At 65.7% G+C, this 19037-nt stretch carries 19 protein-coding genes and 1 tRNA gene; 6 read left to right on the top strand and 14 right to left on the bottom strand.

Translation table 11 applies throughout. The features are described 5' to 3' along the window. Position 1 precedes the first annotated feature (1 nt). The 13 genes from BM133_RS02055 to BM133_RS01995 form a co-directional block, all read right to left on the bottom strand. Positions 2 to 1255: an NADH-quinone oxidoreductase subunit D gene (locus BM133_RS02055; RefSeq protein ID WP_093431294.1), complete on the bottom strand. Its 1254-nt coding sequence runs from the start codon at positions 1253 to 1255 to the stop codon at positions 2 to 4. A gap of 1 nt (position 1256) precedes the next feature. After that, positions 1257 to 1868 (bottom strand): NADH-quinone oxidoreductase subunit C, encoded by a 612-nt coding sequence (locus tag BM133_RS02050; RefSeq protein WP_093431293.1) that lies wholly within the window; start codon positions 1866 to 1868, stop codon positions 1257 to 1259. 13 nt (positions 1869 to 1881) lie between these two features. Further along, complete coding sequence (locus BM133_RS02045; protein ID WP_007837763.1) at positions 1882 to 2361, bottom strand: NuoB/complex I 20 kDa subunit family protein; 480 nt, start codon at positions 2359 to 2361, stop codon at positions 1882 to 1884. A 12-nt stretch (positions 2362 to 2373) separates the two neighbouring features. Then, positions 2374 to 2733: an NADH-quinone oxidoreductase subunit A gene (locus tag BM133_RS02040; RefSeq protein WP_012748607.1), complete on the bottom strand. Its 360-nt coding sequence runs from the start codon at positions 2731 to 2733 to the stop codon at positions 2374 to 2376. Between the two features lie 67 nt (positions 2734 to 2800). Then, positions 2801 to 2885 (bottom strand) — tRNA-Leu (locus BM133_RS02035). A 119-nt stretch (positions 2886 to 3004) separates the two neighbouring features. Continuing rightward, positions 3005 to 3406: a preprotein translocase subunit SecG gene (secG, locus tag BM133_RS02030; RefSeq protein WP_093431291.1), complete on the bottom strand. Its 402-nt coding sequence runs from the start codon at positions 3404 to 3406 to the stop codon at positions 3005 to 3007. 37 nt (positions 3407 to 3443) lie between these two features. Continuing rightward, the gene (gene tpiA / locus BM133_RS02025) at positions 3444 to 4229 is read right to left on the bottom strand and encodes a triose-phosphate isomerase (protein WP_093431290.1); all 786 of its coding nucleotides are present in this window, start codon (positions 4227 to 4229) and stop codon (positions 3444 to 3446) included. Next, a complete protein-coding gene (locus BM133_RS02020) occupies positions 4223 to 5221 on the bottom strand; it encodes an NAD(P)H-quinone oxidoreductase (RefSeq protein ID WP_093431288.1) in 999 nt (332 codons plus the stop codon). Before BM133_RS02020 ends, tpiA begins: the two co-directional genes overlap by 7 nt. A gap of 88 nt (positions 5222 to 5309) precedes the next feature. Next, a complete protein-coding gene (gene pnp / locus BM133_RS02015; protein ID WP_093431286.1) occupies positions 5310 to 7637 on the bottom strand; it encodes a polyribonucleotide nucleotidyltransferase in 2328 nt (775 codons plus the stop codon). Between the two features lie 206 nt (positions 7638 to 7843). Beyond that, entirely contained in the window at positions 7844 to 8110 is a 267-nt protein-coding gene (gene rpsO, locus BM133_RS02010) for a 30S ribosomal protein S15 (protein WP_056579564.1), read from the bottom strand. Between the two features lie 89 nt (positions 8111 to 8199). Beyond that, positions 8200 to 9129 carry a DMT family transporter gene (locus tag BM133_RS02005; RefSeq protein ID WP_093431284.1) on the bottom strand — a complete coding sequence of 310 codons (930 nt, stop codon included), beginning with the start codon at positions 9127 to 9129 and terminating at the stop codon, positions 8200 to 8202. A 79-nt stretch (positions 9130 to 9208) separates the two neighbouring features. Next, the gene (locus BM133_RS02000; RefSeq protein ID WP_093431282.1) at positions 9209 to 10381 is read right to left on the bottom strand and encodes a pyridoxal phosphate-dependent aminotransferase; all 1173 of its coding nucleotides are present in this window, start codon (positions 10379 to 10381) and stop codon (positions 9209 to 9211) included. Positions 10382 to 10399: 18 nt separating this feature from the next. Continuing rightward, positions 10400 to 11689 carry a branched-chain amino acid ABC transporter substrate-binding protein gene (locus BM133_RS01995; RefSeq protein WP_093431280.1) on the bottom strand — a complete coding sequence of 430 codons (1290 nt, stop codon included), beginning with the start codon at positions 11687 to 11689 and terminating at the stop codon, positions 10400 to 10402. A gap of 124 nt (positions 11690 to 11813) precedes the next feature. On the opposite strand from BM133_RS01995, the gene BM133_RS01990 reads away from it, so the two are divergent. Both BM133_RS01990 and BM133_RS01985 read left to right on the top strand, forming a co-directional pair. After that, complete coding sequence (locus BM133_RS01990; protein ID WP_093434966.1) at positions 11814 to 12185, top strand: Hsp20/alpha crystallin family protein; 372 nt, start codon at positions 11814 to 11816, stop codon at positions 12183 to 12185. 190 nt (positions 12186 to 12375) lie between these two features. Further along, on the top strand, positions 12376 to 13131 hold the full coding sequence (locus tag BM133_RS01985; RefSeq protein ID WP_093431279.1) for an alpha/beta hydrolase-fold protein: 756 nt from the start codon (positions 12376 to 12378) through the stop codon (positions 13129 to 13131). Here BM133_RS01985 and tsaD read toward each other — a convergent pair. After that, positions 13067 to 14128, bottom strand: coding sequence for a tRNA (adenosine(37)-N6)-threonylcarbamoyltransferase complex transferase subunit TsaD (gene tsaD, locus BM133_RS01980; protein ID WP_093431277.1), 1062 nt, complete (start codon positions 14126 to 14128; stop codon positions 13067 to 13069). The two genes, BM133_RS01985 and tsaD, sit on opposite strands and share 65 nt — an antisense overlap. 118 nt (positions 14129 to 14246) lie before the next feature. Here tsaD and BM133_RS01975 point away from each other — a divergent pair, with 118 nt between their 5' ends. The 4 genes from BM133_RS01975 (at position 14247) to BM133_RS01960 (ending at position 18928) form a co-directional block, all read left to right on the top strand. Beyond that, positions 14247 to 15551: a nitrate regulatory protein gene (locus BM133_RS01975; RefSeq protein WP_093431276.1), complete on the top strand. Its 1305-nt coding sequence runs from the start codon at positions 14247 to 14249 to the stop codon at positions 15549 to 15551. A 336-nt stretch (positions 15552 to 15887) separates the two neighbouring features. After that, complete coding sequence (locus tag BM133_RS01970) at positions 15888 to 17132, top strand: CmpA/NrtA family ABC transporter substrate-binding protein (RefSeq protein WP_093431274.1); 1245 nt, start codon at positions 15888 to 15890, stop codon at positions 17130 to 17132. Positions 17133 to 17142: 10 nt separating this feature from the next. Then, entirely contained in the window at positions 17143 to 18063 is a 921-nt protein-coding gene (ntrB, locus tag BM133_RS01965; RefSeq protein ID WP_093431273.1) for a nitrate ABC transporter permease, read from the top strand. A 55-nt stretch (positions 18064 to 18118) separates the two neighbouring features. Next, on the top strand, positions 18119 to 18928 hold the full coding sequence (locus tag BM133_RS01960) for an ABC transporter ATP-binding protein (protein WP_093431271.1): 810 nt from the start codon (positions 18119 to 18121) through the stop codon (positions 18926 to 18928). The last annotated feature ends 109 nt before the right edge of the window (positions 18929 to 19037 follow it).

Here is a 19037-nt window from a genome sequence, read left to right as displayed (position 1 = left end):
CTCACCTGTCGATTTCGCCGAACACGATGTCCATCGTGCCGATCACCGCGACAGCGTCGGCGATCATGTGACCGCGCGACATTTCGTCGAGGGCGGCGAGGTGCGGGAAGCCGGGTGCGCGGATCTTCAGGCGGTAGGGCTTGTTGGCGCCGTCGCTCACGAGATAGATGCCGAACTCGCCCTTCGGATGCTCGACGGCGGCATAGGCCTCGCCTTCGGGCACGTGGAAGCCTTCGGTGAAGAGCTTGAAATGGTGGATCAGTTCCTCCATGTTCGCCTTCATCGATTCGCGCGCGGGGGCGGCGACCTTGTGGTTGTCGGTGATCACCGGGCCGGGATTCACACGCAGCCATGCCGAGCATTGCTGGATGATCTTGTTGGCCTGGCGCATCTCTTCGACGCGCACGAGGTAGCGGTCGTAGCAGTCGCCGGTCTTGCCCACGGGCACGTCGAACTGCATCTGGTCGTAGACGTCGTAGGGCTGCTTCTTGCGCAGGTCCCATTCGATGCCCGAGCCGCGCAGCATGGGGCCGGTGAAACCCAGGTTCAGCGCGCGCTCCGGCGTCACGACGCCGATGCCCACGGTGCGCTGCTTCCAGATGCGGTTGTCGGTGAGCAGCGTCTCGTACTCGTCGACCATCTTCGGGAAGCGCTTGCAGAAGTCGTCGACGAAGTCGAGCAGCGAACCCTGGCGGTTTTCGTTCAGGCGCTCGATGGCCTTCGCGTTCTTGATCTTGCTGACCTTGTACTGCGGCATCGCATCCGGCAGGTCGCGGTAGACGCCGCCCGGACGGAAATACGCCGCGTGCATGCGCGCGCCGGAGACGGCTTCGTACATGTCGAACAGGTCTTCGCGCTCGCGGAAGCAGTAGATGAGCATGTTCATCGCGCCACAATCCAGGCCGTGCGCGCCGAGCCACAAGAGGTGGTTCAGCAGGCGGGTGATCTCGGCGAACATCACGCGGATGTACTGCGCGCGGATCGGCACGTCCAGGCCCATCATCCGCTCGATGGCCAGGCAGTAGGCATGCTCGTTGGACATCATCGACACGTAGTCGAGGCGGTCCATGTAGGGCAGCGACTGGATGAAGGTACGCGATTCGGCGAGCTTCTCGGTTGCGCGGTGCAGGAGACCGATGTGCGGGTCGGCGCGCTGGATCACTTCGCCGTCCAGCTCGAGCACCAGGCGCAGCACGCCGTGCGCCGCCGGATGCTGGGGGCCGAAGTTGAGGGTGTAGTTCTTGATTTCGGCCATATCAGTGCAAACCGCCGCCGTAGTTGTCTTCGCGGATCACGCGCGGCGTGATTTCTCGCGGCTCGATCGATACCGGCTGGTACACGACGCGCTTCTGTTCTTCGTCGTAGCGCATTTCGACGTGACCCGACACCGGGAAGTCCTTGCGAAACGGGTGGCCGATGAAGCCGTAGTCGGTCAGGATGCGGCGCAGGTCGTCGTGGCCGTCGAACACGATGCCGTAGAGGTCGAACGCTTCGCGCTCGAACCAGGTGGCGGCGCTCCAGACGGGCTGGAGCGAGTCGACCACGGGCAGGTCTTCGCTGGTCGCAAACACCTTGAGGCGCACGCGTTGGTTGAGCGTGACCGACAGCAGGTGCGAGACGACGCAGAAGCGCTCGCCTTGCCACTCGCCTTCGCGGTAGTCGGAATAGTCCATGCCGCAGAGGTCGAGCAATTGCTCGAAGCGGCAACCGGGCGCATCGCGCAGCAACGTGGCGGCTTCGATGTAGTCGGCCGCACTCACCACGACAGTCACCTCGCCCAGCGCAAGCGTCACGCTCTTGGCCTTGGCGCCCAGCGCCTCGGTGATGGTGGCGCGCAGCACCTCCGGCGAAATTGCAAAGTCAGTCATCGTCGGCAATCTCTCAGGCGCGGGCAATGGTGTTGGTGCGGCGAATCTTCTGCTGCAGCTGGATCACGCCGTAAAGCAAAGCTTCGGCGGTGGGCGGGCAACCGGGCACGTAGACGTCGACGGGCACGATGCGGTCGCAGCCGCGCACGACTGAATAGCTGTAGTGGTAGTAGCCACCGCCATTCGCGCACGAGCCCATCGAGAGCACCCAGCGCGGCTCGGGCATCTGGTCATAAACCTTGCGCAGTGCCGGCGCCATCTTGTTGCACAGCGTGCCGGCCACGATCATCAGATCGGACTGGCGCGGGCTCGGACGGAACAGCATGCCGAAACGGTCGATGTCGTAGCGGGCAGCGCCCGCGTGCATCATTTCGACCGCGCAGCATGCGAGGCCGAACGTCATCGGCCAGAGAGATCCGGTCTTCGCCCAATTCACCACCGAGTCATAGGTGGTGGTGACGAAACCTTCTTTGAGAACGCCTTCAATGGCCATCGTGATTCCTTGTCATTCCCAGTCGAGCGCGCCTTTTTTCCACTCGTAGGCGAAGCCCACGACGAGGATGGCGAGAAAGATCATCATGGCCCAGAAGCCGACAGCACCGATCTCCTTGAGCGCAATGGCCCACGGAAAGAGAAAGGCAATTTCGAGATCGAACAGGATGAAGAGAATGGCAACGAGGTAATAGCGCACGTCGAACTTCATGCGCGCATCCTCGAAGGCTTCGAAGCCGCACTCATAGGGAGCGTTCTTCGCAGCGTCAGGCCGGTTGGGGCCGAGGATGTATCCGATGACTTGGGGGGCGACGCCTACGCCGACTCCGACCAAAATGAACAAAAGGACGGGAAGGTAGGAATCGAGGTTCATCGAGAATTTTTCACCGCTTGCCACCGGCAAGAAGAACCCCTGGATGAGGCTTTCTGCCGATGAGATTTGGTGCGGTCGGCGAGACTCGAACTCGCACAGCTTTCGCCACTACCCCCTCAAGATAGCGTGTCTACCAATTTCACCACGACCGCGGTTTTTGCTGTTCAGATGGCATGAGGTACCGGTTAAGGCATTTGGCTTTCTGAACAGCTTTAGAGTTTACCCTGAAATACAGCCGTTTCTCGCTGGCGACTGCATGAAAACGACTGGATTACTTGTTCGGAATCTGACCGGCGCCCGAAACGGGTGCGGCAGGTGCCGAAGCCGGTGCACTCGGAGCGCCCGCACCAGGGATTTCGCCTGCTGCACCAGATGCCGGTGCTGCCGGTGCACCCACGGCCGCACGCTCGAGAAGACTGCCGCCGCCCGCAGGACGCGCATGGCTGAAGTACGCGAGCAGCAGCGTGCATGCGAAGAACACCGCAGCCAGCACGGCCGTGGTGCGCGAGAGGAAGTTCGCGCTGCCGCTGGCACCGAACAGGCTGCCGGCACTGCCGCTGCCGAAAGCGGCGCCCATGTCGGCGCCCTTGCCGTGCTGGATCAGGATCAGGCCGATCATCGCCAGGGCCGCCAGCATTTGCACGCCGACCAGAAGGTTGAGGACCACGTTCATTCGTTCTTACTCCTAATTGATAACAGCCGTTGCGCGTTCAGCGCGCAGCGGCAGAAATGATCTGCAGAAAGTCGGGGGCCTTGAGCGACGCGCCGCCGATGAGGCCGCCGTCGATGTCGGCCTGCGCCAGCAGTTCGGCGGCATTGGCCGCGTTCATGCTGCCGCCATAAAGAATGCAGATGCCGGCCGCGTGCTCGCTCGCCGCGTGATGCAGTTGCGCACGCAGCACGGCATGCACTGCCTGCGCCTGCTCCGGCGACGCCGTCTTGCCCGTGCCGATGGCCCAGACGGGCTCGTAGGCGACGACGATTTCGCTGATGCAGTGGCCGTTCACGTGGATTACTGCGGCCAGCTGGCGCTTGACGACCTCTTCGGTCTGCCCTGCTTCGCGCTCGGCCAGCGTCTCGCCGACACAGACGATCGGCGTGATGCCGTTCGCCAATGCAGCAGCCGCCTTCGCAGCCACGACCTCATCGGTCTCGCCGTGATATTGCCGACGCTCGGAATGCCCGACGATGGCATAGCGCACGCCGAAATCCTTCAGCATCGCCGCCGACTGCTCGCCGGTGAAGGCGCCTTGGGGATGCGCCGAAATGTCCTGCGCACCGAGTGCCAGCGACGGCGAACCCGCCAGCAGCGATTGCAGCTGCGCGAAGTACGGCGCAGGCGCGCAGAGCGCGACATCGCAGGCGGCCGGGCTTGCCGCCAGGCCTTGCTGCAACGCCTTCACCAGCGCCTCGTTGGCGGCCAGGCCGCCGTTCATCTTCCAGTTGCCGGCGATCAGTTTCTTCTTGGTTGTCATCGCGTTGTTCGTTGTCACCATGTCAGCACGATCTTGCCGATGTGCTGGTTCGATTCCATCAGCGTGTGAGCCTGGGCTGCGCCACTGGGTTCACCCGCCACCGCAAAAGTGCTGTGAATCACAGGCTTGATCGCGCCGCTTTCGAGCAGCGGCCACACCTTTTCGCGCAGTGCCTTGGCAATGGCGCCCTTGAACGCCACCGGCCGAGGCCGCAGCGTGGAGCCGGTGATCGTGAGGCGCCTGCGCAGCACGAGGCCGGCATTGATCTGGGCCTTCACGCCGCCCTGCACCGCAATGATCACGAGCCGGCCGTCTTCGGCCAGGCACTCGATCTCGCGCGCCACGTACTCGCCCGCCACCATGTCGAGGATCACGTCCACGCCCTTGCCGCCGGTGAGCTTCTTCGCCTCTTCGACGAAGTCGCTCGTGCGGTAGTTGATGGCGTGATCGGCCCCCAGCTTCTTGCAGGCTTCGCACTTGTCGTCGCTGCCGGCCGTGACGATCACGGTCGCACCGAGCGCCTTGGCGATCTGGATCGCCGTGACGCCGATGCCGCTCGAGCCGCCCTGGATCAGGAGCGTCTCGCCCTTTTGCAGGCGGCCGCGCTCGAACACATTGCTCCAGACGGTGAAGAAGGTCTCGGGCAGCGAAGCCGCATCGACATCGCTCCAGCCCTTGGGCACCGGCAGGCATTGCGCCACGGGCGCCACGCACAGCTCGGCATAGCCGCCACCGGCAATCAATGCGCAGACGTGGTCGCCGATCTTGAAGCCCGCCTCGGCCAGCGCCGCGGCGTCGCCCGACACGATCTCGCCGGCCACTTCGAGGCCCGGCAAGTCCGAAGCGCCCGGCGGCACCGGATAGTGCCCCATGCGCTGCAGCACGTCGGGGCGGTTGACCCCGCTGGCCGCAACGCGGATCAGCAACTCGCCCACGCCCGCCACCGGATCGGGACGATCGGCCACGCGCAGCACCTCAGGGGCGCCGTACGAAGTGATTTCAATGGCTTTCATGGTCTTTCGGCCTCCAACGCCCGCAGGTGGGGCGCAGCTAGCTGTTCAAAAGATAGCAACGGCAGCAAGAACTGCCGTTGCGCCCTTCTTACTCCTGAGGCTCGCGCGGTGCTTGCGGCTGCTGCTCGCCGGCCGGAGCCTGTTGCTGCTCGTTGCGCGGTTGCTGCTGCTGGTCGTTGAAGCGCGGTGCGCGCTCGCCACGGTCACCACCACGGTCGCCGCCGCGATCGCCACGGTCCGAACGCTCACGGCGCTCGCCGCCACGGTCGCCGCGATCGCCACGGTCTTCACGCGGCGGGCGCTCGCTGTATTCCATGCCGGCCGGGCGCTCGGTCAGGGCCTTCATGGACAGCTTGACGCGGCCCTTTTCATCGGTTTCCAGAACCTTGACCTTCACGATCTGGCCTTCGCTCAGATAGTCGGTCACCTTCTCGACGCGTTCGTGCGCGATCTGGCTGATGTGCAGCAGGCCGTCCTTGCCGGGCAGCAGGTTGATGAGCGCGCCGAAGTCCAGGATCTTGGTGACCGGGCCTTCGTAGACCTTGCCGATTTCGACTTCGGCCGTGATCTGCTCGATGCGGCGCTTGGCGAACTCGGCCTTTTCAGGATCGGTCGAAGCGATGGTGATCGTGCCGTCTTCGTCGATGTTGATCGTCGTACCGGTTTCTTCCTGCAGGCCACGGATGACCGAGCCGCCCTTGCCGATCACGTCGCGGATCTTCTCGGGGTTGATCTTCAGCGTGGTCAGGCGCGGAGCGAAGCTGGAGACTTCGGCCTTGGCCTCGCCCATGGCTTCCTGCATCTTGCCCAGGATGTGCATGCGCGCTTCCTTGGCCTGCGCCAGTGCGACCTGCATGATTTCCTTGGTGATGCCCTGGATCTTGATGTCCATCTGCAGCGCGGTGATGCCGTTGGTGGTGCCCGCAACCTTGAAGTCCATGTCGCCCAGGTGATCTTCATCGCCCAGGATGTCGGTCAGCACGGCGAAGCGGTTGTCTTCCTTGATCAGGCCCATGGCGATGCCGGCCACGTGCGCCTTCATCGGCACGCCCGCATCCATCATCGAGAGGCAGCCGCCGCAGACCGAAGCCATCGACGAAGAGCCGTTCGACTCGGTGATTTCCGACACCACGCGAACGGTGTACGGGAATTCTTCCTTGGTCGGCAGCACGGCGACGAGCGCGCGCTTTGCCAGGCGGCCATGGCCGATTTCGCGGCGCTTGGTCGAGCCCATGCGGCCCACTTCGCCGGTGGCGAAGGGAGGCATGTTGTAGTGGAACAGGAAGCGGTCTTCGTACTCGCCGGCCAGCGCGTCGATGCGCTGCGCGTCGCGTTCGGTGCCCAGCGTGGTGATGACCAGCGCTTGGGTTTCACCGCGCGTGAACAGGGCCGAACCGTGGGTGCGCGGCAGCACGGAATTGCGGATCTCGATGGGGCGCACGGTGCGCGTGTCGCGGCCGTCGATGCGGGGCTCGCCCGACAGGATCTGGCTGCGCACGATCTTCGATTCGATCGAGAACAGCAGGTCGTTGACCTTGCCTGCGTCGAAGGGCTCGCCGCTTTCCTTGAGCGAGGCCATCACGCTGGCATTGGCTTCGCGCAGGGCTTGCGTGCGGGCTTGCTTGCTGCGAATTTGATAGACGGCGCGCAGCTTTTCTTCGGCCAGGCCCTTGACCTTGGCGACGAAGGCTTCGTCTTCGGCTGGTGCCTGCCAGTCCCACACCGGCTTGCCGGCGTCGCGCACGAGGTCATGGATCGCATTGATCGCGATGCCGGCCTGCTCGTGGCCGAACACCACGCCGCCGAGCATGATTTCTTCGCTCAGTTGCTGGGCTTCGGACTCGACCATCAGCACGGCAGCTTGCGTGCCGGCGACGACGAGGTCCATCTGCGAATCCTTGCGGGCCGTCTGGCCCGGATTCAGCACGTACTGGCCGTTGATGTAGCCCACGCGGGCAGCACCGATGGGGCCGCTGAACGGGATGCCGGAGATCGACAGAGCGGCGCTCACGCCGATCATGGCGGCGATGTCGGCGTCGACTTCAGGGTTGAGCGACACGGTGTGGATGACCACGTGCACTTCGTTCAGGAAGCCTTCGGGGAACAGCGGGCGGATCGGACGGTCGATCAGGCGGCTGGTCAGCGTTTCGTGTTCGCTGGGCTTGGCTTCGCGCTTGAAGAAGCTGCCGGGGATCTTGCCCGCGGCGTAGGTCTTCTCGATGTAGTCGACGGTCAGCGGGAAGAAATCTTGTCCCGGCTTGGCCGACTTGGAGGCGACCACGGTCGCCAGGATCACGGTGCCGTCGATGTCGACCAGCACGGCGCCATTGGCCTGGCGGGCGACTTCGCCCGTTTCCATGACGACAGTCTTGTCGCCCCATTGGAAGGACTTGGTGACTTTGTTGAAGAGGCTCATGTTTGCTCCTGTTTTAGTAGCGAACCACACAGGGTTCGCAAGGGGCGGAGGCTGTCTCAGAACACGATGCCATTCCAGCGAAGCTCGGGGCGAACTTCATTGGAATGACACAGCTTCGCTCTGTTTTGGCACTCCGAAAGTGGATCGCGAAGTAAAAAACGCCTGAGCTAGCGGACTAACCCAGGCGTTTTTTCATGCGATTCGGTTTACTTGCGCAGACCCAGCTTGGCGATCAGCGCGGTGTAACGTTCAGCGTCCTTGGACTTGAGGTAGTCCAGGAGCTTGCGGCGGCGGCTCACCATGCGCAGCAGGCCGCGACGACCGTGGTGGTCCTTGGCATGCGTCTTGAAGTGGGGGGTGAGCTCGTTGATACGGGCGGTCAGCAGTGCGACTTGCACTTCTGGGCTACCAGTGTCGTTGGCGGCGCGGGCGTTGTCTTTGACGACTTCGGCCTTGATGGAGGCTGCGATCATGTTGAATTTCCTTGTTCCGGGATGTTTGACTTGCGGTGAGCGCTGGAACTGCCCTCACCGTGCGCCTTGCGGCATGCAAAGCCTCGGGATTATAGCTCGGCGGGCCTGAGGGGGCTTTCCGGGCGCTTCCCACCCCTTCCATCGAGCGAAGCAAGCCCTACGGCACCCAGCACGCAGACCGCACCGCCGATCTGCGCCAGGCTGATACTTTCGCCCAACCAGAGCGCCGCCAGTATCAGCGCCGAAACCGGCAGGAGCGCCGTGAAAAGCGCCGCCTCCGCCCCCTTCAACCGGGCCGATCCGGCAAACCAGAGGACGAAACCCAGCACCGTCGGCACCAGCGCGTAGTAGGCGACGCCAATCAGGGCGTCGTTCGGCAACGGGTGTTCCCAGGCGCGCTCGAACAGCGCGGGAACCAGCGACAGCAGCAACCCGAATGCCGTCATCAGCGTCGACAGCGCCAGAGGCCGCACCGGCACCCGCAGGCGCTTGTTGAGCAGGATGAACATCGCCTCGCAGACGACCGCGCCCAGCACCAGCAGGTTGCCGGCCATGGCGGCGGGGGATTTTGAGTCCCCTGCGGAGCCCTCCCCCGGCCAACTGATCGCCAGCACCCCTGCCGTTGCCAGCACGATGCTGCCGATCAGATAACGCCCCGGCCGCTCGCGCAAAGCCAGCACGGCCACCAGCGCCGCCACGGCCGGCAGCGTGCCCGCCACGACGCCCGCGCTGGCCGCCGGCGCCCAGCGCACGCCCATGATCAGCAAGACCGTGTAGCCCACGCTGCCCAGTCCGGCCTGGCACACGAGCAGTGCCAGGTCGCGCCGATCCGGCCGCGGCCACGCCGTGCGGGTCAGCCGCAGCAGCACCAGAAACACCGGTAGCGCCATCGCAAACCGCAGCGCGGTGGCTGTGAATGGCGGCAGGCCGCTCGCAATGATCTTGCTGGCGACGACGGTGCTGCCCACCATGACCATCGCCAGCGCGCACAGCGCCATTCCCTTGATTCGTTCCGACATGCATGACCTTTCGCTCTCGAAGAAAGGCCAAGCTTCGCGGGCCGCGAGCGCCGCGTATTGAACGAAATTGCAGGCCGGATCAGCCCTTGCGCTGCGGCTGTGCCGCGAGCCACTGGCGCAGCCGCTCCACGCCCTGCACCAGCCGCTGCGGGTCTTTCGATGCAAAGCACCAGCGCAGCCAGCCCTGCGCCTCCGGCGCGAAGGCGTTGCCGGGTGCGAGCCCGAGGCCCGCCTCGACCACCAGCCGCTTGGCGACGTCGAGCGAATCGCCGAAACCTTCGAGCCGGAAGAAGGCATACATGCCGCCCTTGGCCGGCGCGACTTGCACACCGGGCACCGCTGCCAGCAGCGGCACCAGCGTGTCGCGGCACAGCTTCAGGTGCGCGACCACGCGCGGCGTGATCTGTGCCGTGTGCTCAATCGCCGCGATGGCCGCGCGCTGCGTGAACACGCTGGCACAGGAGGTGTTGAACTCGATCAGCTTGCCGATGCCATCGACCATCGCGGGCGGCAGCACCAGCCAGCCGAGGCGCCATCCGGTCATCAGGAAACTCTTGGAGAAACTGTGCGTCACGACAAGCCGGTCATCGGGCCTGGAGATGTCGAGAAATCTCGGCGCGCAGCCGTTCGTCGACGGCTCGAAATAGAGCCGCTCGTACACCTCGTCGGCGAGGATCCAGGTGCCGGTCTGGCGGCAATGGTCGAGCACGGCCTGCTGCTCGTCGCGCGTCATCGTCCAGCCGGTGGGGTTGTTGGGCGCGTTGACGATCAAGAGCTTCGTCTTCGGCGTGACCGCGGCGCGCAGCGCTGGGAGGTCGAGCGTCCACTGCCCTTCGACCGGCACCAGCGGCACCGAGCGCACATGCGCGCCCATGATCGCGGGCTGCGCCGTGAGGTTGGGCCACACCGGCGTCACCGCGACCACGTCGTCGCCCGCATCGACCAGCGCCTGCACCGCCAGCATCAGCGCGCTCACGCCGCCCGAGGTGACGGCGATGCGCGAGGCGTCGACCGCCGGATGCAGCGCGCTGGTGTAGCGCGCGATCGCCTCGCGCAACTCCGGCAGGCCGAGGTTGTGGGCATAGAAAGTCTCGCCGCGCTGCAGCGACTCGATGGCCGCCTGGCGGATCACCTCGGGCGTGACCTCGTCGCTCTCGCCGAACCAGAAGGCGAGCACGTCGTCGCGGCCCAGGCCCGCATTGGCCACCTCGCGGATCCTGGAGGCTTCGAGGTTGTGGATGGCTTCACGCATCGGCTTTTGTCCTGTTCGTCATGGTCGTTTCATCTTGCACGATGTCGGCAGCTCGGCGCGCTCCGGGGCGATCGTCTTGATCACGCGAAAGCCGTAGCCCGAGCCCTCGACGTCGAACTGCACACCGGGCTTGCCCTGCCTGTCCATCACGCCGACCACCAGCTGCTGCTGGAATTGATGGTCCGCAGCGCGCATGCGGCCGCGCTGGCCGTAGAGGCTCACGTCGGCCTGCTCCAGCGCGCGCGCCACCGCCACCGCATCGACGCTGCCCGCGCGCTCGACGGCCTGCGCGAGCGACTCGACGAGCAGTTGCATCCGCATGTGCACGTAGTCGTCCGCGGGCTTCGGAAAGCGCGCACGGAACGCGCGATAGAAGGCCTCCGACTGCACGGTCTGCACGTTGGGCAGCCAGTCGGCCACCGCCACCACGCGGCCGATGCCCGCATCGCCGATGGCCGCGGGCGCGCCGAGCGCGTTGCCGTAGAAGGTATAGAACGTGCCGTTGAATCCCGCCTCGCGCGCGGCCTTCACGAGCAGCGTGAGGTCGTTGCCCCAGTTGCCGGTGAACACCGCCTGCGCGCCGCTTGCGAGGATCTTGGTGGCGTAGGGCGCGAAGTCCTTCACCTTGCCCATCGGGTGCAGTTCGTCGCCGACGATCTCCACGTCGGGCCGCTGTACGCCCAGCTGTCGGCGCACCTCGCGCAGCACCGCCTGGCCGAAGCTGTAGTCCTGCCCGATCAGGTAGGTGCGTTTGAGCGCGGCGTCGTCCTTCACCACGTCCATCAGCGCCGCCACGCGCATGTCGGCGTGGGCGTCGAAGCGAAAGTGCCAGAAGCTGCAGCGCTCGTTGGTCAGCGCCGGATCGACCGCCGCGTAGTTCAGGAAGATCACGCGCCGCGCGGGGTCGCGCTCGTTGTTCTTGTCGATGGCATCGACCAGCGCCGCCGCGGTGGCCGACGAGTTGCCCTGCAGCACGATGCGCGCGCCGTCGTCCATGGCGGCGCGCAACGCGGAGAGCGCCTCTTCGTTCTGGCCCTTGCTGTCGTAGCGGTCCAGCTGCAGCGGGCGCGCGCCACCGGGCAGCTTCACGCCGCCGCGCGCGTTGACGCGCTCCACCGCCCACAGCAGGTTGCGGAACACCGCCTCGCCCGTGTTCGCGAAGGGCCCGCTCATGCTTTCGATCAACGCAAGACGGATGGGTGCAGGTGGCGCGATCGGGGTTTGTGCAAGCCCCGCGAGGGGGGTCGCGCATAGCGCCAGCGCCGCGAATTTCAAGGCCCGTCGGCGCCAAATAAAGGGGGGAGTCATCGTCTTGAAACGCGTGCGGCTGCGCCTAGATGAGGTGTCAAGCGGCACTCAGGATTGAATGGCCGCGCAGTGTAAGGGACACACATTCCTTGTCCCCATTGTGTTCATTCAGGAGCTCTTCATCATGTTTTTCGCACCCACCATCCGCACCACCCGCTTCGTTCCCCGCTCGCAGGACCGCGCCTTCGAACGCTTCGTGAACGACGCCTTCGCCGCACCCCGCCGCTCGCCGCTGGTGGAGCAGGACGACACGAGCTGGACCCTTTCGCTGGACGTGCCGGGCCTCTCGCGCGAAGACCTCGCAATCAGCATCGAAGGCGCCGTGGTGCGCATCGACAGCAAGGCCGAAGCCAAGCGCCAGTTCAAGGCCGCCTACGAACTGCCGCAGGACATCGATGTCGCGGCGAGCCAAGCCAAGCTGGAGAATGGCGTGCTCACGCTCAAGCTCGGCAAGCTCGCGCCGGTGAGCCAGGCCTCCCAGTTGCAAATCAACTAAGACGGTCTATGCCCACAAGAGGAAAATGTTAGTAGTGGCTTGTTTTTGACTTTAAACAAGCACCTTATTCACAATAGCGCTGGATAACGTCACATGATGTGACGTTTTTCTAGTACTTTCTTCTTCGTGGGCGTCTCGCAAACGCATCGAATTTCGTGCCGGTGCGGGCCGGGGTGCCCCTCAAGGCACCATGAACACGCACCTGCGGTCAGCCACCGACGACGAACGGTCCGAAACGCTCCTGGTCTTCTTGCCCGGCGCGTACCTCAAACCCGAGGAGTTCGAGCGTCACGGCTTCATCAGCGCCGTCAGGGAGCGCCATCTGGCCGCCGACGCGATGCTGGTCGACGCCGACGTCTCCTACTACTACGACCAGACCCTTAGCGATCGCCTGCAGGCGGACGTCATCGAGCCGCAGCGCGCCCGGGGCTACACCTCGATCTGGCTCGTGGGCATTTCCATCGGCGGCTTCGGCGCGCTGATCCACGAGCTGGCGCGGCCAGGTTCTGTGGACGGCATCGTCGCCCTCGCGCCCTACCTCGGGCGCCGCGTGCTCGGCGCGGAGATCCAGAAGGCCGGGGGCCTGCGCACATGGCATGCGCCCACCGGTCCCCAGCCCGACGAGGAACCCGACCGCAAGCTCTGGCCCTTCTTCCAGCAGTACCTGGAGGCCCAGCCCTCCAGGAACCTGCCGCCGCTGTACCTGGGCTTCGGCCTCAACGACCGCTTTGCGGGCAACCACCGACTGCTGGCCGACGCGCTGCCGCCGGGCCGCGTCTTCACGACCGAAGGCGGGCACGACTGGCCGCAGTGGCGCGAGCTCTGGCGCAGCATGTTGGAGGTGCTGCCCCTGCCCTTGCAGGGCCGGCCGCGCCAACCGGTTACGCAGTCTCAGGCAATGGCGGCGCCTCCGCCGCCAGCGAAGCCATGGGCCATCGCGGCTTGACGTCGAAGGCGTAGCGCGCGCTGGCCTGCGAGATGCCCGATTGCAGCCGCATGGCGGCCGCCATGGCGATCATGGCGCCGTTGTCCGTGCACAGGTGCAGCTCGGGGTAGTGCACGCGCACGCGTCGCTTGGCGCACGCCGCATTGAGCTGCTCGCGAAGGTTCTTGTTCGCGCCCACGCCACCGGCCACCACCAGGCGCTTGAGCCCGGTCTGGTCGAGCGCGGCGAGCGATTTCTTCAGCAGCACCTCGACGATCGCCGCCTGCGTGGACGCCGCGAGATCGGCCTTGTTCGCCTCGAGCTGGTCGCCCAGCTTCTTGGCCTGCGTGAGCACCGCGGTCTTCAGGCCCGCAAATGAAAAATCCAGATCGCCGCTGTGCAGCAGCGGCCGCGGCAGCTTGAACGCCGTTGCGCTGCCGCCTTCGGCCAGCTTCGCGAGCCATGGGCCGCCCGGGTACGGCAGGCCCATGAGCTTGGCGCTCTTGTCGAAGGCCTCGCCGGCCGCATCGTCGATGGTTTCGCCGAGCAATTCGTAGCGGCCCACGCCGTCGACCCGCATCAGTTGGGTATGGCCACCCGACACCAGCAGCGCGACGAACGGGAATTCAGGCGGATCGGCGCTCAGGAACGGCGACAGCAGATGCCCTTCGAGGTGATGCACGCCCAGCACCGGCTTGCCCAATGCCACGCCCAATGCGCAAGCCACGCCGGCGCCCACCAGCAGCGCGCCGGCAAGCCCCGGCCCGCGCGTGTAGGCCACCACGTCGATCTCGCCGAGCGAGCGCCCGGCCTCGGCCATCACGGTTTCGGTCAGCGGCAGCACGCGGCGGATGTGGTCGCGGCTGGCCAGTTCGGGCACCACGCCGCCGTAGGCCTGGTGCATGACGATCTGGCTGTGCAGCGCGTGCGAAAGCAGCACCGGCAGCGCGTCGCCGTGCGACTCGACCAGCGCCACGCCGGTCTCGTCGCAGGATGATTCGATTCCCAACAAGAGCATCCGGCGAGTGTAGGTGGCGCCCGCACGGCGGTGCCCGCGAAGGGGCAACCGCGGGCCGGGCGAAAGCAGAGGCACGGATGTTGCAGCAACGGCGTGCGTCCCCCTTCTTCACCCCCCCATGAAATCCGGCCTGCATTTCCTGATCGCCGCCCGCCAGTGCGAAATCGACGAACTCGACCAGCTCGCCCGCACCAGCGAGCTGGTCGGCCTGATCGGCCGGCTGGTGCATGCGCTGCAGCGCGAGCGCGGCATGTCCAACGTGTTCCTCGCCTCGCGCGGCCAGCGCTTTGCCGACCAGCGCGATCCGCAGATCGCCGAATGCCAGGCGCTCGAGCAGGCGGTGCGCAACGGCTTCGACCAGCTGGAGACCGAGGCCCGCCAGCGCGCCAGTGCCGGCAACAGCGCGCGCCTGTTCAGCCGCATCGCCTGGGTGCTGCCGGGGCTGGACGCCCTGCCCGCGCTGCGCCAGCGCGTCGGCGCGCTCGAACTGGCGCCGACGCAATCCACCGCGGCCTTCGCCAAGCTGGTCGCCGGCCTGCTGGCCGTGGTGTTCGAGGCGGCCGACGGTGCCACCGACCCCGAGATCTCGCGCCTCCTGGTCGCCATGTTCAACTTCATGCAGGGCAAGGAATTCGCGGGCCAGGAGCGCGCCTTCGGCGCCGCCACGCTGGCGCTGGGCCGCAGCAACGAGGCGCAGCGCGTGCAGTGGCTGCACCTCATCGAATCGCAGGAGCGGTGCTTTCACGTCTTCACCGATTTCTCCAGCGACCAGGTGCTGGCGCTCTGGCGCGAGAGCGAGTCGAACGCCACGATGGCCGAGCTCGAACGCCTGCGCCGCGTCGGCACCACGCTGGCCGTCCCGGTCGCCCCGGTCGCCGCACTCGCGGTGCCCGATGCGCAGCACAGCCAGCTGAGCCAGAACTGGTTCGACTGCTGCACGCGCCGCATCGACGCCATGCGCACGGTCGAAGACCGCCTGGCCGCCGACCTGCGTGCCCTCTGCAACCGCAAGACGGCGCAGGCGCGCACCGACCTTGCGGCCTACCGGGAATTGCTCGGCACGCTGGCGCCGCAGTCCGGCGGTGCCCTGTTCTTCGACGATGCGGGCACCCAGGCCGTGTCCCCCGCCCCCTACGGCCGCCTCCTCGAACGCTCGGTGCTCGACATGGTGCAGGAGCAGTCGCAGCGCCTGCAGGCCATGAGCGACGAACTGCAGACCGTGCGCGCCTCGCTCAACGAGCGCAAGGTGGTCGAGCGCGCCAAGGGCCTCCTGATGGCGCACCGGCGCCTCTCCGAGGACGAGGCCCACAAGATGCTTCGCCAGACCGCCATGAACCAGAAGCGTCGGCTGGTCGACGTGGCCGAGTCGATGCTCGCCATGGCCGACTACCTGCCCATGCCTGATGCCCGTGCGCCCCGCTGAAAGCGTTTCAAGTTGGTGCAACGCACAAAAACGTGCTTTCGATGGCCGGTGGCATCCGGCGGCATTTCTGCCTGCACACACCGTGTGCTCGAGCTACTTTTTCGATAGCACCGCACACCCCGCAACCACTGGCACGCAGTTTGCGTAAGTGAATACATAAGACCCTTCGTGGTCTACAGGCAGGCGGCACCCAACGGCGGGTGTCACCCACCGCATCGGACAAAGGCGTCCCCATCCCGCAAGGGCTCTCGTTCGCGAGCAGCCCCTGCGTGGTCGGGACGCCTTTTTTGTTTTTGACTTTGCCTTTTGTTCGTTCTTCAACCGGAGCCCGCCCTCATGACCGACCTGCTGAAAACCCGCCTCAGCCGCCGCCGCGTACTGCAAGCCGCCGCCATCGGCGCCGTGGGCATCGACCCCGCGCTGCGCGCCGCCGTCTGGGCCCAGGGCTCGGACAAGCCCGAGAAAGAAGAAGTGAAGATCGGCTTCATCCCGCTGACCGACTGCGCCAGCGTGGTGATGGCCTCGGTGCTGGGCATCGACAAGAAGTACGGCGTGAAGATCGTTCCCAGCAAGGAAGCCAGCTGGGCCGGCGTGCGCGACAAGCTCGTGAGTGGCGAGCTCGACATGGCCCACGTGCTCTACGGCCTCGTCTACGGTGTGCACGTCGGCGTCGGCGGCCCGAAGAAGGACATGGCGGTGCTCATGGGCCTGAACCGCAACGGCCAGGCCATCACGCTGTCGAAGGCGCTGGCGGACAAGGGCGCGGTGGACGCGCCGTCGCTCGCCAAGCTCATGGCCAAGGAGAAGCGCGAATACACCTTCGCCGGCACCTTCCCCACCAGCACCCACACGATGTGGCTCAACTACTGGCTGGCCTCCGCCGGCATCAGCCCGGTGGCCGATGCCAAGGTGATCGTGGTGCCGCCGCCGCAGATGGTGGCCAACATGCGCGTGGGCAACATGGACGGTTTCTGCGTCGGCGAGCCCTGGGGCCAGCGCGCGATCATCGACAAGATCGGCGTCACTGCGATCACCACGCAGGACATCTGGAAAGACCATCCCGAGAAGGTGCTCGGCACCCGCGCCGAGTACGTCAAGGCCAACCCCAACACCTGCCGCGCCGTGATGATGGCCGTGATGGAGGCCAGCAAGTGGATCGACGCCAACCTCCAGAACAAGGCGAAGATGGCCGACACGGTGGCCCAGAAGAGCTACATCAACACCAGCGTCGACGCCATCAACCAGCGCATCCTCGGGCGCTACGAAAACGGCATGGGCAAGACCTGGGACGACCCCAACCACATGAAGTTCTTCGACGACGGCGCGGTGAACTTCCCCTACCTGTCGGACGGCATGTGGTTCCTCACGCAGCACAAGCGCTGGGGCATCCTGAAGGAGCACCCCGACTACCTCGCGGTGGCCAAGCAGATCAACCAGATCGACATGTACAAGGACGTAGCCGGCGCCATGAAGGTGAGCGTGCCCAAGGACCCGATGCGCACCAGCAAGCTGATGGACGGCACCGTCTGGGACGGCAAGGACCCGAAGAAGTACGCCGACTCCTTCAAGATCCATGCATAGGGAGAACGACATGGTCAGCGCCGTCTTTCATTCGCCTGTCGAGGCCCCCCTTCCCCTCCCGCGCGCGGGAGAGGGCCGTACCGAAACGCTCCCCCCGCCTGCTCCGCTTGCCGAAGCGCAGAAGCAGCCGAAGCAACGAACGCCCCTGGACTTTCGCGCCTTCTGGATGCGCGTGCTGCCGCCGCTCGCGGGCTTCGGCCTGCTGGTGCTGATCTGGGAAATCGTGGCCATGAAGAGCACCACCGGTTTCCCCTCGCCGGCGGCCACCTGGCAGCAGGCGACGACGGTGTTCAGCGATCCGTTCTACAGCAACGGCCCGAACGACCAGGGCGTGGGCTGGAACGTGCTCTCGTCGCTGCAGCGCGTGGCGCTGGGCTTCGGCCTCGCGGCGCTGGTGGGCATTCCGGCGGGCTTCGCGATCGGGCGCTTCGAGTTCCTCGCGCGCATGTTCAATCCGCTGATCAGCCTCTTGCGCCCGGTGTCGCCGCTCGCGTGGCTGCCCATCGGCCTCCTGGTGTTCAAGGGCGCGAACCCAGCGGCCATCTGGACCATCTTCATCTGCTCGATCTGGCCGATGGTCATCAACACCGCCGTGGGCGTGCAGCGCGTGCCGAGCGACTACATGAACGTGGCCAAGGTGCTCAACCTGTCCGAGTGGAAGATCCTCACCAAGATCCTCTTCCCCGCCGTGTTGCCCTACATGCTCACCGGCGTTCGCCTGGCGGTGGGCACCGCGTGGCTGGTGATCGTCGCGGCCGAGATGCTGACCGGCGGCGTGGGCATCGGCTTCTGGGTGTGGGACGAGTGGAACAACCTGAACGTCGCCAACATCATCATCGCGATCTTCGTGATCGGCATCGTCGGCCTGGTGCTGGAGTTCGCGCTCATCAAGCTGGCCACCGCATTCACGTTCGAAGAGGTGAAGTCATGAGCCGCACGGCCGCTCCGAAGGCGAATACCGCAGCGCTGCTGCGCGGAGGTTTGCAATGAACGACGATTCGAAGTACATCGAGATCCGCGACGTCGAGCAGCGCTTCAAGACTGCAAAGGGCAGCTTCCTCGCGCTGCGCAACATCAACCTGAACGTCGCCAAGGGCGAGTTCATCACGCTCATCGGGCACTCGGGCTGCGGCAAGTCGACGCTGCTGAACCTGATCGCCGGGCTCACGACGCCGACGCAGGGCGTGCTCCTTTGCGCGAACAAGGAAATCAAGGGCCCCGGGCCCGAGCGCGCCGTCGTGTTCCAGAACCATTCGCTCTTGCCTTGGCTCACCTGCTTCGAGAACGTGTACCTCGCGGTCGAACGCGTGTTCGCAGCGACGGAGAGCAAGGCGCAACTGCGCGAGCGCACCGATGCGGCACTGGCGCTCGTCGGCCTTACGCCCGCCGCGCAGAAGCGCCCCGGCGAAATCTCCGGCGGCATGAAGCAGCGCGTGGGCATCGCCCGGGCGCTGTCGATGGAGCCCAAGGTGCTGCTGATGGACGAACCCTTCGGCGCCCTGGACGCACTCACCCGCGCCAAGCTGCAGGACGAACTGCTCGCCATCGTGCAGAAGACGCACAGCACCGTGGTCATGGTCACGCACGACGTGGACGAAGCCGTGCTCCTGAGCGACCGCATCGTAATGCTCACCAACGGTCCGGCCGCCACCATCGGCGACGTGCTGGCGGTGGACATCGCGCGCCCGCGCAACCGCGTCGAGCTGGCGGAAGACCCGGCTTATGTGCATGCGCGCAAGGCGGTGATCGATTTCCTCTACACGCGCCAGGCGCATGTAGAGAAAACCGCAGCCTGACGCAGCGGCAGCCGGTCGACCGGCGTCACGACCTCTGCCCCACGACGACGGCGCGAGTGCGAGCGCGCCGCGGGCTCTCGTTCGCTTGATTTCAAGGAAAGGTCCAGCC

It is taken from the genome of Variovorax sp. 770b2, assembly GCF_900115685.1.
GTDB lineage: Bacteria > Pseudomonadota > Gammaproteobacteria > Burkholderiales > Burkholderiaceae_C > Variovorax.
The sequence above is the reverse complement of the archived record's forward strand: the minus strand, read 5'-3'. Positions and strand labels throughout refer to the sequence as shown.

Excerpts from the sequence above, each read along its gene's own strand:
- BM133_RS02055 (WP_093431294.1), bottom strand. The coding sequence starts at position 1,255 with ATGGCCGAAATCAAGAACTACACCCTCAACTTCGGCCCCCAGCATCCG.
- BM133_RS02050 (WP_093431293.1), bottom strand. The coding sequence starts at position 1,868 with ATGACTGACTTTGCAATTTCGCCGGAGGTGCTGCGCGCCACCATCACC.
- BM133_RS02045 (WP_007837763.1), bottom strand. The coding sequence starts at position 2,361 with ATGGCCATTGAAGGCGTTCTCAAAGAAGGTTTCGTCACCACCACCTAT.
- BM133_RS02040 (WP_012748607.1), bottom strand. The coding sequence starts at position 2,733 with ATGAACCTCGATTCCTACCTTCCCGTCCTTTTGTTCATTTTGGTCGGA.
- secG (WP_093431291.1), bottom strand. The coding sequence starts at position 3,406 with ATGAACGTGGTCCTCAACCTTCTGGTCGGCGTGCAAATGCTGGCGGCC.
- tpiA (WP_093431290.1), bottom strand. The coding sequence starts at position 4,229 with ATGGTGACAACGAACAACGCGATGACAACCAAGAAGAAACTGATCGCC.
- BM133_RS02020 (WP_093431288.1), bottom strand. The coding sequence starts at position 5,221 with ATGAAAGCCATTGAAATCACTTCGTACGGCGCCCCTGAGGTGCTGCGC.
- pnp (WP_093431286.1), bottom strand. The coding sequence starts at position 7,637 with ATGAGCCTCTTCAACAAAGTCACCAAGTCCTTCCAATGGGGCGACAAG.
- rpsO (WP_056579564.1), bottom strand. The coding sequence starts at position 8,110 with ATGATCGCAGCCTCCATCAAGGCCGAAGTCGTCAAAGACAACGCCCGC.
- BM133_RS02005 (WP_093431284.1), bottom strand. The coding sequence starts at position 9,129 with ATGTCGGAACGAATCAAGGGAATGGCGCTGTGCGCGCTGGCGATGGTC.
- BM133_RS02000 (WP_093431282.1), bottom strand. The coding sequence starts at position 10,381 with ATGCGTGAAGCCATCCACAACCTCGAAGCCTCCAGGATCCGCGAGGTG.
- BM133_RS01995 (WP_093431280.1), bottom strand. The coding sequence starts at position 11,689 with ATGACTCCCCCCTTTATTTGGCGCCGACGGGCCTTGAAATTCGCGGCG.
- BM133_RS01990 (WP_093434966.1), top strand. The coding sequence starts at position 11,814 with ATGTTTTTCGCACCCACCATCCGCACCACCCGCTTCGTTCCCCGCTCG.
- BM133_RS01985 (WP_093431279.1), top strand. The coding sequence starts at position 12,376 with ATGAACACGCACCTGCGGTCAGCCACCGACGACGAACGGTCCGAAACG.
- tsaD (WP_093431277.1), bottom strand. The coding sequence starts at position 14,128 with ATGCTCTTGTTGGGAATCGAATCATCCTGCGACGAGACCGGCGTGGCG.
- BM133_RS01975 (WP_093431276.1), top strand. The coding sequence starts at position 14,247 with ATGAAATCCGGCCTGCATTTCCTGATCGCCGCCCGCCAGTGCGAAATC.
- BM133_RS01970 (WP_093431274.1), top strand. The coding sequence starts at position 15,888 with ATGACCGACCTGCTGAAAACCCGCCTCAGCCGCCGCCGCGTACTGCAA.
- ntrB (WP_093431273.1), top strand. The coding sequence starts at position 17,143 with ATGGTCAGCGCCGTCTTTCATTCGCCTGTCGAGGCCCCCCTTCCCCTC.
- BM133_RS01960 (WP_093431271.1), top strand. The coding sequence starts at position 18,119 with ATGAACGACGATTCGAAGTACATCGAGATCCGCGACGTCGAGCAGCGC.